The organism is Alicycliphilus denitrificans K601 (assembly GCF_000204645.1).
GTDB lineage: Bacteria > Pseudomonadota > Gammaproteobacteria > Burkholderiales > Burkholderiaceae_C > Alicycliphilus > Alicycliphilus denitrificans.
On sequence record NC_015422.1, the window covers coordinates 2,960,292 to 2,973,538 of the forward strand.

The 13,247-nt window shown below is 64.7% G+C and carries 17 protein-coding genes; 13 read left to right on the forward strand and 4 right to left on the reverse strand.

All coding sequences use genetic code 11. From position 1 onward, the window contains the following. Positions 1-288: 288 nt before the first annotated feature. Both ALIDE2_RS14065 and aceA read right to left on the reverse strand, forming a co-directional pair. Positions 289-1,200: a bifunctional GNAT family N-acetyltransferase/nucleoside diphosphate kinase regulator gene (locus ALIDE2_RS14065; protein ID WP_013722372.1), complete on the reverse strand. Its 912-nt coding sequence runs from the start codon at positions 1,198-1,200 to the stop codon at positions 289-291. 420 nt (positions 1,201-1,620) lie between these two features. After that, positions 1,621-2,952 carry an isocitrate lyase gene (gene aceA, locus ALIDE2_RS14070; protein WP_013519338.1) on the reverse strand — a complete coding sequence of 444 codons (1,332 nt, stop codon included), beginning with the start codon at positions 2,950-2,952 and terminating at the stop codon, positions 1,621-1,623. 379 nt (positions 2,953-3,331) lie between these two features. Here aceA and ALIDE2_RS14075 point away from each other — a divergent pair, with 379 nt between their 5' ends. The 7 genes from ALIDE2_RS14075 (at position 3,332) to ALIDE2_RS14105 (ending at position 7,435) form a co-directional block, all read left to right on the forward strand. Beyond that, on the forward strand, positions 3,332-4,237 hold the full coding sequence (locus ALIDE2_RS14075; protein WP_238530022.1) for a DMT family transporter: 906 nt from the start codon (positions 3,332-3,334) through the stop codon (positions 4,235-4,237). A 156-nt stretch (positions 4,238-4,393) separates the two neighbouring features. Then, positions 4,394-4,675, forward strand: coding sequence for an SWIB/MDM2 domain-containing protein (locus ALIDE2_RS14080; RefSeq protein ID WP_013519340.1), 282 nt, complete (start codon positions 4,394-4,396; stop codon positions 4,673-4,675). Between the two features lie 194 nt (positions 4,676-4,869). Then, positions 4,870-5,142, forward strand: a complete 273-nt coding sequence (locus tag ALIDE2_RS14085) for a (2Fe-2S)-binding protein (protein WP_013519341.1) — start codon at positions 4,870-4,872, stop codon at positions 5,140-5,142. Between the two features lie 104 nt (positions 5,143-5,246). After that, positions 5,247-5,960 carry an energy transducer TonB gene (locus tag ALIDE2_RS14090; protein WP_041700965.1) on the forward strand — a complete coding sequence of 238 codons (714 nt, stop codon included), beginning with the start codon at positions 5,247-5,249 and terminating at the stop codon, positions 5,958-5,960. A gap of 15 nt (positions 5,961-5,975) precedes the next feature. Further along, the gene (locus tag ALIDE2_RS14095; RefSeq protein WP_013519343.1) at positions 5,976-6,695 is read left to right on the forward strand and encodes a MotA/TolQ/ExbB proton channel family protein; all 720 of its coding nucleotides are present in this window, start codon (positions 5,976-5,978) and stop codon (positions 6,693-6,695) included. 6 nt (positions 6,696-6,701) lie between these two features. After that, positions 6,702-7,112, forward strand: coding sequence for an ExbD/TolR family protein (locus ALIDE2_RS14100; RefSeq protein ID WP_013519344.1), 411 nt, complete (start codon positions 6,702-6,704; stop codon positions 7,110-7,112). Between the two features lie 95 nt (positions 7,113-7,207). Further along, a complete protein-coding gene (locus tag ALIDE2_RS14105) occupies positions 7,208-7,435 on the forward strand; it encodes a hemin uptake protein HemP (RefSeq protein WP_013722374.1) in 228 nt (75 codons plus the stop codon). Positions 7,436-7,662: 227 nt separating this feature from the next. Here the strand turns inward: ALIDE2_RS14105 and ALIDE2_RS14110 are convergent, their stop codons facing one another. Then, complete coding sequence (locus ALIDE2_RS14110; protein ID WP_013519346.1) at positions 7,663-8,070, reverse strand: heme-binding protein; 408 nt, start codon at positions 8,068-8,070, stop codon at positions 7,663-7,665. A 218-nt stretch (positions 8,071-8,288) separates the two neighbouring features. Here ALIDE2_RS14110 and ALIDE2_RS14115 point away from each other — a divergent pair, with 218 nt between their 5' ends. The 4 genes from ALIDE2_RS14115 (at position 8,289) to ALIDE2_RS14130 (ending at position 11,467) form a co-directional block, all read left to right on the forward strand. Next, the gene (locus tag ALIDE2_RS14115; protein ID WP_013519347.1) at positions 8,289-8,978 is read left to right on the forward strand and encodes a Bax inhibitor-1/YccA family protein; all 690 of its coding nucleotides are present in this window, start codon (positions 8,289-8,291) and stop codon (positions 8,976-8,978) included. Positions 8,979-9,096: 118 nt separating this feature from the next. Then, positions 9,097-9,600 (forward strand): MarR family winged helix-turn-helix transcriptional regulator, encoded by a 504-nt coding sequence (locus ALIDE2_RS14120; RefSeq protein ID WP_013722375.1) that lies wholly within the window; start codon positions 9,097-9,099, stop codon positions 9,598-9,600. Further along, positions 9,597-11,030 carry an MFS transporter gene (locus tag ALIDE2_RS14125; protein WP_013722376.1) on the forward strand — a complete coding sequence of 478 codons (1,434 nt, stop codon included), beginning with the start codon at positions 9,597-9,599 and terminating at the stop codon, positions 11,028-11,030. Before ALIDE2_RS14120 ends, ALIDE2_RS14125 begins: the two co-directional genes overlap by 4 nt. Before the next feature lie 53 nt (positions 11,031-11,083). Next, positions 11,084-11,467, forward strand: a complete 384-nt coding sequence (locus ALIDE2_RS14130; protein WP_013722377.1) for a hypothetical protein — start codon at positions 11,084-11,086, stop codon at positions 11,465-11,467. A gap of 32 nt (positions 11,468-11,499) precedes the next feature. Here ALIDE2_RS14130 and ALIDE2_RS14135 read toward each other — a convergent pair whose 3' ends face one another. After that, the gene (locus tag ALIDE2_RS14135; RefSeq protein ID WP_013519351.1) at positions 11,500-11,832 is read right to left on the reverse strand and encodes an SMR family transporter; all 333 of its coding nucleotides are present in this window, start codon (positions 11,830-11,832) and stop codon (positions 11,500-11,502) included. A 214-nt stretch (positions 11,833-12,046) separates the two neighbouring features. On the opposite strand from ALIDE2_RS14135, the gene ALIDE2_RS14140 reads away from it, so the two are divergent. Together ALIDE2_RS14140 and ALIDE2_RS14145 are read left to right on the forward strand one after the other, a co-directional pair. Further along, positions 12,047-12,637, forward strand: coding sequence for a chromate transporter (locus ALIDE2_RS14140; RefSeq protein ID WP_013519352.1), 591 nt, complete (start codon positions 12,047-12,049; stop codon positions 12,635-12,637). Positions 12,638-12,639: 2 nt separating this feature from the next. Continuing rightward, positions 12,640-13,233, forward strand: coding sequence for a chromate transporter (locus ALIDE2_RS14145; RefSeq protein ID WP_013519353.1), 594 nt, complete (start codon positions 12,640-12,642; stop codon positions 13,231-13,233). The last annotated feature ends 14 nt before the right edge of the window (positions 13,234-13,247 follow it).

Genomic DNA, 13,247 nt, shown 5'->3' on the forward strand with positions numbered 1-13,247 from the left:
CACAGTCCGCGCTTTTCGAGGGTGGGGGAGAAAGTGGTCTCGTGCAGGCGCGAACGGCCAGCCTCAACGGCTGGTGAAGGTCTCCATCGTAGTTCGCGGTGTCATAACCGACATTGCCTTTCTCGCCCTTGTGTCTTGCAAAAGTTCGGATTCTACCCTGTGCCGACGCAAAAACCCCGGAGCCTGCGCCCAGGGCCGTGAGCGCCCTGCGCGAGATCAGTGGAACGGATCTTCGCAGCCGCCCCATGCGCTCATGCGCGATCTGCAGCAGTGGCGCAGCGCACCAACCTACAGGTGGAAATCGCCCGCTGCTTCCGGCTGATAAAGCACCTTCCTGATCCGGATATGGCAGGTTCGGTTCGGACTCCGCCAGTCGAAGGCATCGCCCTCCTTGTAGCCCAGGATCGCGGTGCCGATGCCGGAGCAAACCGATAGCTTCTCGACACCGCCGTCCGCATCCTCTGGGTAAACCAGCGCAACTTGCACCTCCTCGTTGCCCACCTCCAGCAAGGCCTTGGAGTTCATCGTGACGACATCCTCCGCCACTTGCCGTGGATCGACGACGACGGCTCGCTCGATCTCGTGCTCCAGCTCAAAAATATCCGAGCCCTGTTCGAGCTCGATCAGGCTCCTGAGCCGGGCCTTGTCGATTTCGGTGATGTAGATGACGGAGGTATGAGCCGCAGGGCTTTCGCGCAAGAGCCGGAGATAGCGCTCCGAGTTGATGGCAAAAGACTTCATCGCGGGCGTTTCGCTTTCCAGCAGGAAGCCGCTGCGCAGAAAAGCATTCAGCGACCGCGCGTTGTCTGGGTGGATTTTGGCGATGAGCTTCTCGGCCCGCATGTCGAAGAAGGCGAGTTTCATGCCTTCGCGAATCGCGCTTGCTCCGAGCTTGCGGCCCCAGTTGTCGCGGTTGCCAATGACCAGGACCATTTCGCAGTCCGGGCCCTTCTTGACGAGACGCACGAAGCCCACTGGCACGTCATGCCGGTCGTAGGCCATGAAGAACCGGCCGCCTTGGTTGAATAGATGGGTCAGGATCGGCAACTGGATCCGACCGATGGCCTGCTCAATGGACCGGGAGACATGGCGCGAGTCTCTCAGGTAGCGCGTGACGGCCTCATCTTCCAACCAGTCCATCAGAGTCAGCGCGTTTGCCCGGGTGATCTCGGGACACAGGGAAATGAAAGGCTTGTTCATCTTCACCCCGTTGGGTTTCAAGAATGAAAGCCTTTCATGGCCGAAGCCATGACGGTTCTTTCGACAGAGTGCTCATTCTAAGAGTCTGTTCAAAATCCTTCGAGCAGCAAAGCCAGGAACGCCAGGTGAATGAGCTGCAAGCTGGTATTCAGATGTCTTTCCACACGCGGAATGTGATCGGCCCCAGGTTGAATGCGTAGAAGAGCCGATCCTGGCTTACCTGCTGTCCCAGCATGGTGTGCGCCTTCGTCAGTGATGGCGGACCACCCATCACTGGTCGGGCTCCCGGCTCAAGGGGAGTTTTTCAACACGATAAGCCGAACTCAGCCATTAAGAAAAAAACCACCGTGACACCGAAGCATCAGGTGGTTTCTCATTGAACAAGCCCAAGCGCCCTCCCGAGCGCCTGAGTCCGTCAGATCAGTGGAACTGCTCTTCTTCGGTGGAGCCGGTCAGCGCCTTCACGCTGGAAGAACCGCCCTGGATCACCGTGGTCACGTCGTCGAAGTAGCCCGCGCCCACTTCCTGCTGGTGCGACACGAAGGTGTAGCCCTGTTCGCGTGCGGCGAACTCGGGTTCCTGGATCATCTCCACATAGTGCTTCATGCCTTCGCCGCGAGCGTAGGCGTGGGCAAACTTGAAGGTGTTGTACCAGTTGCTGTGGATGCCGGCCAGTGTGATGAACTGGTACTTGTAGCCCAGCGCGGAGAGTTCGTCCTGGAAGCGTGCGATGGTCTTGTCGTCCAGGTTCTTCTTCCAGTTGAAGGACGGCGAGCAGTTGTAGCTCAGCAGCTTGCCCGGGCAGGCGGCAAGCACTGCCTGCGCGAACTCGCGCGCGAAGCCCAGGTCGGGCGTGCCGGTCTCGCACCACACCAGGTCGGCATAGGGCGCGTAGGCCACGCCGCGGCTGATGGCCTGCTCCAGGCCGTTCTTGACGCGGTAAAAGCCTTCTTGCGTGCGCTCGCCGGTCAGGAAGGGCTTGTCGTTGGCGTCGTGGTCGCTGGTGATCAGGTTGGCGGCCTCGGCGTCGGTGCGGGCCAGCACGATGGTGGGCACGCCCATCACGTCGGCGGCGAAGCGCGCGGCGATCAGCTTCTCGCAGGCTTCCTGGGTAGGCACCAGCACCTTGCCGCCCATGTGGCCGCACTTCTTCACGGCAGCCAACTGGTCCTCGAAGTGCACGCCGGCAGCGCCCGCGGCGATCATGTTCTTCATCAGCTCGAAGGCGTTGAGCACGCCGCCGAAGCCGGCCTCGGCGTCGGCCACGATGGGCAGGAAGTAGTCGATGAATTCCTTGTCGCCGGGGTTGACGCCGCGTGCCCACTGGATCTCGTCGGCGCGCTTGAAGGTGTTGTTGATGCGGCGCACCATGGTGGGCACCGAGTCATAGGCGTACAGCGACTGGTCGGGGTACATGGTCTCGCTGGTGTTGCCGTCAGCGGCCACCTGCCAGCCCGACAGGTACACGGCCTCCAGGCCCGCCTTGGCCTGCTGCATGGCCTGGCCCGCGGTGATGGCGCCGAATGCGTTCACGTAGCCCTTCTTGGCGCCGCCGTTGACCAGCTCCCACAGCTTCTCGGCGCCACGCTGGGCCAGCGTGTACTCGGGCTGCACGCTGCCGCGCAAGCGCACCACGTCGGCGGCGCTGTAACCGCGCTTGACGCTCTTCCAGCGGGGATTCTGGGCCCAGTCCTTCTCCAGGGCTGCGATCTGCTGCTCACGGCTCAGTTGTGCGTTCAGGGAATTCGGCATGCTTGCTCTCCAAGAGGTAAGGGAATCGACAGGTGCCAATGCGGCATCCTTGGGTGCAACTCTAAGTCTTATATAAGACCAATGCAAGCTCTTATGTCTTATATAAGAGATAAATTTATCTCATGAAAATCAATCACTTGCGCCAACCATTCCTCATCGTGGAAAGTAATTTCTCTTATCGAGAAATTTTGCCGCACCGCAACAAGATCGATTATTCACGATGAGAAAACTAACTTCCGCATTATGAAATTTACCCGGAAAAGCGATGGCCACAGTGCGCCGCCGCGGCCGTATCGTGCATGATGTGCGCCCCTTCCCCCGCCTCCATCGAGTGAACACCCCCAGCCGCCCCGTCGCCTATCTCTGCCTGGCACTCAGCATGACGTTGGTCGGCAGCTACGTAGCGCTGTCCAAGCCGTTGGCCGCGGCCTTCCCGGTTTTCCTGCTCGTCTGGATGCGCTTCGGCATCGGCGGCGTGGCCATGCTGGGCTGGATCAAAAGGCCCGTGCAGGAGGAGCCGCTGACGGCGCAGACCCGCGGCCTGTTGTTTCTGCAATCCCTGCTCGGCAACTTTTTGTTCACCGTCTGCATGATCTATGGCGTGAGCCTGACCAGCGCCACCTCGGCCGGCGTGATCATGGCGTCCATCCCCGCCTGCGTGGCAGTGATGAGCTGGCTCTTCCTGCACGAGCGGGTGGCGCCCCGCACCTGGCTGGCTGTGGCCTGCGCCGTCGCCGGCATCGCGCTTTTCGCGCTATCCGGACAAGAGCATGCGGCGCCCGCCAATATTGGGGAATCCCCTGAAAACTCTATCTACATGCAGTGGCTGGGCTATACCCTGTTGCTGGGCGCCTCGGTGTGCGAGGGCGCGTATTCCGTGATTGGCAAGAAGCTCACCGGCGCGCTTGGTCCCAAGCGCATCACCGCACTCATCAATCTATGGGGCTTTGCGCTGTCCACACCGCTCGGCATGTACTTCGCCTGGGGCTTTGACTTTGCCGCCGTGCCCTGGAGCCTGTGGCTGCTGCTGCTGTTCTACGCGCTGGCCGCGTGCATGTGGACCGTGTGGCTGTGGATGACGGGACTCAAGGCCGTGCCCGCCGCACAAGGCGGCGTGTTTACCGTGCTGCTGCCCGTGAGCGCAGCGCTGGTCGGGGTGCTGGCGCTGGGCGAACGCTTCACGCCGATCCAGCTGCTGGCCTTCGGCATGGCGCTGGCCAGCGTGGTGCTGGCCACCCTGCCCTCACGCCTGGCATGGCGCGTGAGGCACGGCGGCAGCCGCTGAAGCACCCGCGCAAAGGCTTCCCGGACCACTACAAATCGAGGCAAAAAAGACCTCCCCCTCCTTGGAAACGCGTTTTTTTCCCAGTAGCATCGCCGCTAGCCAGTGGAGCAGGTTTTCGCTGGTGATACTTTTCACATCCAACAAGGACCACCCGACATGGCAACTGCAAAGACCGCTCCCGCAAAGAAGCGCACCCCCAATGCCGCCTTCATGAAGCCGCTGACTCCCAGCCCCGCCCTGGCTGCCGTGGTCGGCGCCACCCCGTTGCCGCGCACCGAGATCATCAGCAAGCTGTGGGTCTACATCAAGGCCAACAACCTGCAGGACGCCGCCAACAAGCGCATGATCAATGCCGACGCCAAGCTCAAGGAAGTGTTCGGCAAGCCCCAGGTCTCGATGTTCGAGATGGCCGGCCTGATCGGCAAGCACGTGAAATAAGTCCCGCCCGGGCATGCAGACCGCGCCATAGCGGGCCTGCGACGAAAAAGACCGGCCCTCGCGCCGGTTTTTTTGTGCCCGCCCGGCCTCAGCCACAGTATTCGACATCGCAGTGTGGGCACAGACTGCAAATGCGATGAATTCGCATTTATAATCCAACCATTGTTTCATAGCCAGCCACAACTGCCTGCACCATGATCGTCTGTGTTTGCCACCGCGTTTCCGATCGCGAGATTGCACGCCATGCGCGCGCAGGTATGAGCTTCGATGAGATCCAGTTCGAATTGGGCGTTGCCACCCAATGCGGGAACTGCGAGGATTGCGCGCGCGATATCGTCGCGCAATGCTGCGCATCGCAGCCGGTGGCCGCCCTCCACAAGGAGGTCGGAGCCAGTGACGTCCAGCTTGCCAAAGCCTGCCAGGAAGGTACGTCATGCAACTGCTCTCGACACTCGCTGCAAGTCTGATCATCGTCATAGGATCCGCCTGGTGGGTCCTGCGTAAATAGGCAGAATATTCAAGCTTGTATTAGCTCCAGCCTTGCTGGACAAGTGCTGGCAGCTATTACTTTATGTCGCATTTAGATCGATATGGCTCCCCCAGGGGATTGAGCCGCAATGCCGTGATCGCGGGTTCGGTGGTGTTGCTGCATGCAGCCGGCCTGTGGGCCCTGCAGTCCGGGTTGATGCGCCAGGCCGCGGAAATCATCATCCCGGCCGAGGTCCTGAGCGAGTTTCTTACGCCGGCGCCGCCCGCCGCTCCTCCTGCGCCGCCCGTGCCGCTGCCGCACAAGCCCACGCCTGCCCCCCCCAAGCCCACGCCCCCGAAGCCGCGTCCGGCACCGACACCCGCTCCCGCGCCCATGCCCCTGGCGATAGCCGACCCCACGCCGGCACCCGCGGCGCCCGTGGGCGTGGTGCAGCAGCAGCCGGCCGCCGCGCCAGTCGAGGCCGCTCCCGCCCCGGCCCCTGCGGCGCCCGCGGCCCCGCCCGGGCCGGCCATCATCCAGCCTTCGAGCGATGCCAGCCACCTGAACAACCCCAAGCCGGTCTACCCTGCGGTCAGCAAGCGCCTGGGTGAGCAGGGCAAGATCGTCCTGCGCGTGCTGATCGGCACCGACGGCCTGCCGCAGAAGATCGAGATCAAGCAATCGAGCGGCTACGAGCGCCTGGACCGCCAGGCCGTGGACACCGTCTCGCGCTGGCGCTTCGTGCCCGGCACGCGCAATGGCGTGCCCGAGGCTATGTGGTACCTGCAACCCATCAACTTCGTTCTCCAACAATAGACCCCGGGAGTTTTCATGGAATCGCATTTCGGCATCGCCAACGTCTGGATACAAGGCGACTTCGTCACGCGTGCCGTCGCCGTGCTGCTGCTGGGCATGTCGCTGGCATCGTGGATCGTCATCATCATCAAGGCGCTGGACATCGTCAGGTACAAGAAGCACGCGCGCCAGGCGCGCGACTTCTGGCACAGCGAGGACTTCGCCGCCGGCCTGACCAAGCTGGGCGCCGACCCGGCGAACCCCTTCCGCCACTTGGCGCTGGAGGGCCGCGAAGCCACGGCGCACCACCGCAACACCCAGGCCCATCTGCACGACAGCCTGGACGTGAGCGACTGGGTCACGCGCTGCCTGCGCAACTGCATCGACGAGTTCACCGCCCGCCTGCAGTCGGGCCTGGCCATCCTGGCATCGGTGGGCTCCACCGCGCCGTTCATCGGCCTGTTCGGCACCGTCTGGGGCATCTACCATGCGCTGGTGGCCATCGGCGCGTCGGGCCAGTCCACGATCGACAAGGTGGCCGGCCCGATCGGCGAGGCGCTGATCATGACCGCCCTGGGCCTGGCCGTGGCCATTCCGGCCGTGCTGGGCTACAACGCCCTGGTGCGCGGCAACAAGTCCGTCCTGAGCAGCCTCAACAGCTTCGCCCACGACCTGCACGCCTACTTCGTGACCGGCGCGCGCGTGACGGTGCAGGGCGACGCCGCGGCCAAGGTGCTGCCCATCAAGAAAGGCTGACGTGCCATGGCTTTCGGTACCCAGGACGACACCGACGAGGTGATGAACGAGATCAACATGACGCCGCTGGTGGACGTCATGCTGGTGCTCCTGATCATCTTCATCATCACCGTGCCCGTGATGAAGCATGCCGTGCCCGTGGACCTGCCGCGCGCGTCCAACGAGCGCGAGGTGGTCAAGCCGGAGACGATCCGCCTGTCGGTCACGGCCGACGGCAAGTACTTCTGGAACGAATCGGGCATCAGCGACGAGGAACTGGAGCCGCGCCTGCAGGCCGAGGCGCGCAAGAACCCACAGCCGGACCTGCACATCCGCGGCGACAAGGACGTGCGCTACGAGCGCGTGGCCCAGGCCATGTCGGCTGCGCAGCGCGCCGGCGTGCGCAAGATCGGCTTCGTGACCGATCCCGCGCAGTAAGCCGCGCACCGTTTGTGCATGAGGTTACAGAAAACGCTTGACACACAAACGATAATGATTATCATTATTATATCCAAAATGGATTGACGATCATCATGCACGCCGAGCTGACCATCCCCTCCGCCCCGACCGCCTCGCATCTGCGCAACACCGGCAATGCCGCCGTTGGCTACTTCAATGGCCCGGCAGACATGCATGCCGGCGGGATGGCCGTCGATAGCAAGACCCTGCTGCGTGGCCACAAAGCCGTGACCATCGTGCACAACGGCGCCAGCTACCGCCTGCAGGCCACCAAGCTCGGCAAACTGATTCTGACGAAATAGGTTTCATCGTGGGGCGACTCCAGGACCTCGGTCCCAAGGGTCGTATTGGCCAGCCAACGGGCATGCCCGCGTAGCCAGGCTTTTTTTCACCCACCACCCACCCGCAAAAAAACCGGCCCGCAAGGCCGGTTTTTTCATTCGGGTTCTTCAAGCCTTTTCAGGCTCCAGCGCTTGTCTGCCGAGCGCTGGCAGCTATCAAAAGAAGAATCTTCGGATGCCGGGTCCGGTTACAGGCCGATCGCCGCGATGCCCGCGCGCGCGATCTGCGCGTCCTCACTGGACTTCACGCCGCTCACGCCCACTGCGCCCAGGCACCGGCCGTCCTTCATGACGGGCACGCCGCCCTCCAGCAGGCCCTGCATGGTGGGCGCGCTCAGGAACGCGGTGCGGCCGCCGTTGATCATGTCCTCGTAGCCCTTGCTCTCGCGGCGGCCCAGGGCTGCAGCGTGGGCCTTGGCCGGCGCGATGTGCGCGGAGATGGCAGCCGCGCCATCAAGGCGCTGCAGCCACAGCAGGTGGCCGCCATCGTCTACGATGGCGATGGTCACGGCCCACTGGTTCTTCAGCGCCTCTGCCTCTGCGGCTGCGGCGATCAACTTCACGTCGGCGAGTTCGAGTTCGGGTTTGGTCTTCATGCGGCAAATCCTGCAATGGATGAAAGAAACGCGCGCGGCGCACCGCGCGCAAGCCCGTGGAGCATAGACCCGGCACGCCGCGCCAATGAACCTTCCCAAGGCAAAAGAATCCATCCGTTTAAGTACGGGATAGCGCGCGGGTATTGCATTGGGCGCCCGGTACCCGCATCTAGAATGCCCCGGCCTGCACCATGCAGGCCATTCAGGAGAGAAACCAGATGAACACTGAAATCACCAGTATCGGCTCGGGCTATGCGTTGTCGCAGGAGCAGCGCCACCGCGTGCTGCGCAACACCTATTGGCTGCTGGCGCTGAGCCTGGTGCCCACGGTGCTGGGTGCATGGCTGGGCGTGGCCACTGGCATCACCGAGTCGCTGCGCGGCGGAATGGGGCTGATCGTGTTCCTGGGCGGCGCCTTCGGCTTCATGTTCGCCATCGAAAAGACCAAGAACTCGGCCGCCGGCGTGGCCGTGCTGCTGGGCTTCACCTTCTTCATGGGCCTGATGCTTTCGCGCCTGATCGGCATGGTGCTGGGCTTCAAGAACGGTGCGGACCTGATCATGACGGCCTTCGCCGGCACGGCGGGCGTGTTCTTCGTCATGGCCAGCCTGGCCAGCGTGATCAAGCGCGACCTCTCGGGCATGGGCAAGTGGCTCTTCGTGGGCGCGCTGGTGCTCATGGTGGGCGCCATCGTCAACGTGTTCGTGGGCTCGTCGGCCGGCATGATGGCGATCTCGGTCGCAGCCATCGGCATCTTCAGCGCGTACATGCTGTACGACCTGAAGCAGATCCTGGACGGCGGCGAGACCAACTACATCAGCGCCACGCTGGCCCTGTACCTGGACCTGTTCAACGTGTTCCAGAGCCTGCTGGCCCTGCTGGGCATCATGGGCGGCGAGCGCGACTAAAGCGCGGCACTGCCCTTCCCCGCTCCACAAGCCCCGGTCCGCCGGGGCTTTTTCGTTGGCGCAGGCGCAATTTTGTTGCATTTGATATTATTGCAAACGAAATAATATCGGATGCACCATGGAAACCGAATCACGCCGAAACCGCCTGCTGGCCGGCAGGCCGCAGCCCCTGCGCGACCGCGTGGCCGCGTCGCGCGAACTCCTGCACGCTGCGCACCTGCTGGAGCGGCGCATCAACGCCGCGCTGGCCCCCTGCGGCCTGCACATGCACGAATACCTGGCGCTGCGCCTGCTGTCGGACAGCGTGCACGAGCCCTTGCGCCCCACCTCGCTGAGCATGGCGCTGGACGCCACGCGCACGCAGATCACGCGCCTGCTCGACGGGCTGGAGAAGAAGGCGCTGATCGCCCGCGCGCTGCACAAGCATGACCGCCGCAGCCTGGAGATCACGCTGACGCCAGCCGGCGCCGAGCGCCTTGAGCAGGCCGTGCCGCTGGTGCAGGCCGCCTATGCGAGCGCCTGGGAGCCGCTGACCGGCGACGAGATACACGCCCTGGCCCTGCAGCTCGCGCAGGTACATGCCCACCTGCGCGGCACCGGCCTGCCGGAGGATGCGCCATGAATGCGCCGCAACTGCAGCAGTGGCTGCACCGGCGCAAGCAGCGCCTGCTAATCGTCCTGATCTGCGGCCTGGTGGGCGTGGAGTTTCTCGAAAGCGGGATGTTCGTGTTCGCCGCTGCGCCCATCATGCGAGCCATTGGCGCCGCGCCGCAGGAGTTCGCCCTGGTGCAGATGGCCTACGCCGTGGGCAACATGTTCATGGTGGCCACGCAGCAGTGGATGGTGCGGCATTTCGGCTACCGGCGCTACCTGCTGCTGGCGCTGCTGCTGTTCGGCCTGGGCGACGTGGGCTCCGCGCTGGCGTCCAACCTGCCGGAGATGATCGTCGCGCGCCTGCTCCAGGGCATGGGCGGCGGCGCCTTCTTCCTGAGCACGCGCGTGCTGATCCCGCTGCTGTTCTCCGTGCCCATGCGCCCGCTGGCTTCGCGCGGCTTCCTGCTGACCATCTTCGGAATGGGAGTCATGGCCCCGGCGCTGGCGGCCCTGCTCGTGGGCGGCGGGGGCTGGCAATGGATCTTCTGGGTCCAGCTGCCCATCGTCGTCCTGTTGGCCGCAGGGGTGCAGAGATTCATGCCCAGGCACCTGGGCAAGAGCATCCAGCCGATACGCTGGTCGGCCATCCCCGTGGTGCTGTTCCTGCTGGCCGTGGGCCTGGTGCAGTGGGTGTTTTCCGAGGCCGACCACGAGCTGCTGCAGCGGCCCGACAAGCTCGCCCTCGTGGCGCTGGCGGGCGTGACGCTGCTGGGCCTGTTCAGCCTGCACCAATGGCGGCACGACGAGCCGCTGCTGCACCTGCGCGACCTCACCCACCCCGGATTCCTCGCAGGCATGGGGCTCTTTGCCACGTACTACTTCATCGTCAACTTCAACAACTACCTGTTCCCGCAATATGCCGAGCACGGCCTGGGCCTGCCGGTGGTGACAACGGGCTGGCTCAACAGCTTCTCGGGCGGCGTCACCTTCGTCGCCGTGGTGCTCTACAGCCGCTATTCGGCCCGCGTGGCCAACAAGCGGGCGATGATGATGATCGGGTGCCTGTGCATGGCCGTCTCCGCGTGGTGGATGGCGTCGTTGCCGCCCGACGCGCCCGTCGCCGCGCTGTACGGGCCGCTGGCCATCAAGGGGCTGTTCGGCGTGCTGATGATCCTGCCCGTGTCGGCCCTGACCTGGCGCGCGCTAGGCGACACCCATTTCGCCAAGGGCTACCAGGCCAAGAACGTGATGCGGCAGATGATGATCTCGCTGGCCTCCGCCGTGGCCGCCGTCGCGCTGCAGAACGGCCGCACGGCCCAGCTCATCCGGCTACCCGCGGGGAGCGGACACCTGGACATGCAGGCGGTCTTCCTCGCGGGGCAGCACCTGTACCTGTGGATCGCGGCGATGGCCGTGGCGGCGGCGGTGGTGGTGGCGGCGCAAAAGCAGCTGCGCTGAAATCAGCGCGCCGTGGGCTCAATTGTTCCGCCCGCCTGCCGATATAGGGATACATGCTGCCACCTCGCCCCCGCCTCGCCGCCGGCCTTCGCGCCGCCTTCGCCGCCGCCGCGCTGCTGGCCCTGGCCGGCTGCGAGATTCCGGGGCTGGGCCCGGACCCGCGCATAGCGCAGCGCGAGGCCGAGGCCAAGGCCATAGGCGGGGCCTGCCGCCATGCCCTGCGCGGGCTGGAAGACTGCTTCACGCTCAACCCCAAGGCATCCAAGGCCATGGTGTTCGCGGGCTGGAAGGAGATGGACCAGTACATGCGCGAGAACAAGATCGAGGGCGCGCCCTCGGTGCTCACGCAGCTGGAGAAGAAGCCCGCCGCCGCTCCCGCCCGCTCCGGCGAGGACAATGCCGAGCCCCAGCCCCGCGGCTCCCGCAATCGCGGCTGACCTGAGAAGGAAGGGGCCGGCTGCGCCTCGCCTCAATGCCCGGTGGTCTTGGACAGGAGCTGCATCACCAGCACGCCGCCCACGATCATGGCCATGCCCACGATGGCCGGCAGGTCCAGCTTCTGCCCGTGGAGCAGCCAGCCCACGAGGGAGATCAGCACGATGCCCAGCCCCGACCAGACGGCGTACACCACGCCCGTGGCCATGTGGTTCATGACCTTGGAGACCAGGTAGAAGGCCACGCAATAGCCCAGCACGGCCAGCACGGCGGGCCACAGGCGCGTGAGCCCCTGTGAGGACTTCAGGGCCGTGGTCGCGACGACCTCCGCCGCTATGGAGATGCCGAGCAAGATGTAGGGGTGCATGGTAGGTGTCGCCGCTTCGCCGCCAGTCGTTGGAGTATTAAAATGATAGCTTACAGCGCTTACTGGATAAGCGCCGCATGGATATTCCCCCTTAACCGAACCAGTGCATCGCCACCCATCGCCCCGGCTGATGGCCGCATCGCATTCGGCGATGGCTCCTGTACTGCAGCCGGGGCCGCGCCCGCTTACCATGGCATGCCTCGCAGCGCCTGTCATGCCCACCGCTTCCATCGACACCTCTTCCATCGGCGAACGCCCGCGTCCACACAGCCTGCGCGAATTGTTCTGGGCCTTCACCTGGCTGGCGCTGCAGGGCTTTGGCGGCGTGCTGGCGGTGGTGCAGCGCGAGCTGGTGGATCGCCGCCGCTGGATGACGAACGAGGAATTCATGGAAGACTGGGCCGCGGCGCAGATACTGCCCGGCCCCAACGTGGTGAACCTGTCCATCATGGTGGGCGACCGCCATTTCGGTGCGCGCGGCGCCCTGGTGGCCGTGGTGGGCATGCTGCTGCTGCCCATGCTGCTCGTGGTGGCGGTAGCCGCCGTGTATGCGGTTTTTGCCACGCACCCCATGGTGGTCGGCGCGCTGCGCGGCATGGGCGCGGTAGCGGCAGGCCTGGTCGCGGGCGTGGGCTGCCGGCTGGCGGCGTCGCTGGGCAGGCACCCGCTGGGGCCCCTGCCCTGCGGCCTGATCGTCGTGGCCACCTTTGCCACCATGAGCGTGCTACGCCTGCCGCTGGCCTGGGTGCTGCCCGTGGTGGGCGGTGCGGCCTGCGTGCTCACGTGGCGCAAGCTCCCAGCCTGATCATGGCCACTGCACTGAACCTGCAACCCGTGGACTGGCTGAACCTGTTCCTGTACTACCTGTCGATCTCGCTGCTGGCCGTGGGCGGCGCCATCGCCACGGCGCCGGACATGCACCGCTTCCTGGTCGAGCGCCAGGGCTGGCTCACCGACGTGCAGTTCAACACCTCCATCGTCATCGCCCAGTCCGCGCCCGGCCCGAACGTGCTGTTCATCGCCCTGCTGGGCTGGAACGTGGGCCTGAACACGGGCGACGGCACGCACATGGCCTGGGCTGCCGGCGCGCTGGGCGTGGCCGTGTGCATGGTGGGGATCATGCTACCCAGCAGCCTGCTGACCTGGGCCGCCACGCGCTGGGCGCACCGCAACCGCGAGCGCCGCTCGGTGCGGGCCTTCAAGCAAGGCATGGCGCCACTGGTGATCGGGCTGATACTGGCAACGGCCTGGGTGCTGGGCAGCGCCCACGGCGACCCGGCGCGGGATTGGCCGCTGTGGCTGCTCTCCGCCGTCACCACGCTGCTGGTGTGGCGCACGCGCATCCACCTGCTGTGGCTGCTGAGTGCAGGTGCGTTGCTAGGCGCGCTGGGCTGGGTCTGATTCCATTTCTCAAT

Excerpts from the sequence above, each read along its gene's own strand:
- ALIDE2_RS14065 (WP_013722372.1), bottom strand. The coding sequence starts at position 1,200 with ATGAACAAGCCTTTCATTTCCCTGTGTCCCGAGATCACCCGGGCAAAC.
- aceA (WP_013519338.1), bottom strand. The coding sequence starts at position 2,952 with ATGCCGAATTCCCTGAACGCACAACTGAGCCGTGAGCAGCAGATCGCA.
- ALIDE2_RS14075 (WP_238530022.1), top strand. The coding sequence starts at position 3,332 with ATGACGTTGGTCGGCAGCTACGTAGCGCTGTCCAAGCCGTTGGCCGCG.
- ALIDE2_RS14080 (WP_013519340.1), top strand. The coding sequence starts at position 4,394 with ATGGCAACTGCAAAGACCGCTCCCGCAAAGAAGCGCACCCCCAATGCC.
- ALIDE2_RS14085 (WP_013519341.1), top strand. The coding sequence starts at position 4,870 with ATGATCGTCTGTGTTTGCCACCGCGTTTCCGATCGCGAGATTGCACGC.
- ALIDE2_RS14090 (WP_041700965.1), top strand. The coding sequence starts at position 5,247 with ATGTCGCATTTAGATCGATATGGCTCCCCCAGGGGATTGAGCCGCAAT.
- ALIDE2_RS14095 (WP_013519343.1), top strand. The coding sequence starts at position 5,976 with ATGGAATCGCATTTCGGCATCGCCAACGTCTGGATACAAGGCGACTTC.
- ALIDE2_RS14100 (WP_013519344.1), top strand. The coding sequence starts at position 6,702 with ATGGCTTTCGGTACCCAGGACGACACCGACGAGGTGATGAACGAGATC.
- ALIDE2_RS14105 (WP_013722374.1), top strand. The coding sequence starts at position 7,208 with ATGCACGCCGAGCTGACCATCCCCTCCGCCCCGACCGCCTCGCATCTG.
- ALIDE2_RS14110 (WP_013519346.1), bottom strand. The coding sequence starts at position 8,070 with ATGAAGACCAAACCCGAACTCGAACTCGCCGACGTGAAGTTGATCGCC.
- ALIDE2_RS14115 (WP_013519347.1), top strand. The coding sequence starts at position 8,289 with ATGAACACTGAAATCACCAGTATCGGCTCGGGCTATGCGTTGTCGCAG.
- ALIDE2_RS14120 (WP_013722375.1), top strand. The coding sequence starts at position 9,097 with ATGGAAACCGAATCACGCCGAAACCGCCTGCTGGCCGGCAGGCCGCAG.
- ALIDE2_RS14125 (WP_013722376.1), top strand. The coding sequence starts at position 9,597 with ATGAATGCGCCGCAACTGCAGCAGTGGCTGCACCGGCGCAAGCAGCGC.
- ALIDE2_RS14130 (WP_013722377.1), top strand. The coding sequence starts at position 11,084 with ATGCTGCCACCTCGCCCCCGCCTCGCCGCCGGCCTTCGCGCCGCCTTC.
- ALIDE2_RS14135 (WP_013519351.1), bottom strand. The coding sequence starts at position 11,832 with ATGCACCCCTACATCTTGCTCGGCATCTCCATAGCGGCGGAGGTCGTC.
- ALIDE2_RS14140 (WP_013519352.1), top strand. The coding sequence starts at position 12,047 with ATGCCCACCGCTTCCATCGACACCTCTTCCATCGGCGAACGCCCGCGT.
- ALIDE2_RS14145 (WP_013519353.1), top strand. The coding sequence starts at position 12,640 with ATGGCCACTGCACTGAACCTGCAACCCGTGGACTGGCTGAACCTGTTC.